This window comes from Plesiomonas sp., from assembly GCF_051650925.1.
Classification (GTDB): Bacteria; Pseudomonadota; Gammaproteobacteria; order Enterobacterales; family CAMTGL01; genus Plesiomonas.
Genome location: NZ_JBOFRH010000404.1, coordinates 1 through 1,065, shown reverse-complemented (window position 1 = coordinate 1,065; position 1,065 = coordinate 1). Strand labels below are relative to the sequence as shown.

Annotated in this window: 2 protein-coding genes; both read right to left on the bottom strand. The window is 43.0% G+C overall.

Annotation, left to right across the window (positions count from 1 at the left end):
• Positions 1–424 (bottom strand): isoaspartyl peptidase/L-asparaginase (locus ACRC27_RS09385; RefSeq protein WP_438639756.1); only part of this gene is annotated, 424 nt, incomplete at its 3' end.
• 478 nt (positions 425–902) lie between these two features.
• Positions 903–1,049 carry a hypothetical protein gene (locus tag ACRC27_RS09380; protein WP_438639757.1) on the bottom strand — a complete coding sequence of 49 codons (147 nt, stop codon included), beginning with the start codon at positions 1,047–1,049 and terminating at the stop codon, positions 903–905.
• Positions 1,050–1,065 lie beyond the last annotated feature (16 nt).

Below are 1,065 nucleotides of genomic sequence, written 5' to 3'. Positions count from 1 at the left end.
GTGGGCTGCGGGTCATTACGGTATATGCCGCATTAATCGGGTTTTTAATGGTGGTCACGCCAGCCACTGCCCCCGCGGCCAATGTCTTACCATCCATGATTGAGGCGTCCAACTCGTTGCGACCATCATGGGTAAACACTGCACCTTTACCGGCATTAAACAGCGGTGAGTCTTCCATCACGTTAATGGCGCGCTGTACCGCATCCAAACTTGTACCACCGCTTTCCAACACTTTATAACCAGCCTGCAGAGCTTCATCCAACTTAGCCTTATATTCAGCTTCTTGCTGCGGCGTAATTGTTGATTTAGCAATGGTGCCGGCACCACCGTGGATCACCAAACGAATCGGTGGCTCCGCGGCCAACGTAGCCGCAGAAAATAAGGAGGTTGCCAGCAAGGCAGAAGTGAGTAACGAACGTTTCATACAGCATCCTTGGTATGTGTTATTAGTCGGAAAGAAAACGATTTCATCGCCAATATCATTCAGCGCACGAGTCTGTATGATGTAACACGATTACATTGGCACTGCGGCGACAAAATGCACAAACTTTGAACACCCGCTTAATTTTTCATTATTAAATAAGATAATTATCTTTTATTCACAAAGTGATATGCATGCATATCAACTCTATTAATCCAAAAATATTTATGAATGAACATCACTTAAAAACAAAAATACAACAAGCGTGCTCGCATATACACACATGCACTTACGCGCATGAATTACGTGAGAGTTAATAATTAACATGATGAATATTGATAAACAGCAATCCGTTTAATAAAAACAGTAATCGTTTTAATAAACTCATCCACCAAATTTAGGGGTTCTTGCATGGTTTTATTCATCAACGCTTTCCTTTTCTTCATTATCTGTCACTTTGCGAATCATTACTTCATCAACACTACGACGCCAGCAACTGAACACCTAATTGCCCAGCCAATAACCACATAATCACGCCCACCATAAAATCAATGGATTGTTTAATTTTCGGCTTACGTAGCACAGGTGAAAACCGCGCGGCGCCAAGCGATAAGCCCGTAAACCACATGCAGGATGCAAGCAAA

Excerpts from the sequence above, each read along its gene's own strand:
- ACRC27_RS09380 (WP_438639757.1), bottom strand. The coding sequence starts at position 1,049 with ATGTGGTTTACGGGCTTATCGCTTGGCGCCGCGCGGTTTTCACCTGTG.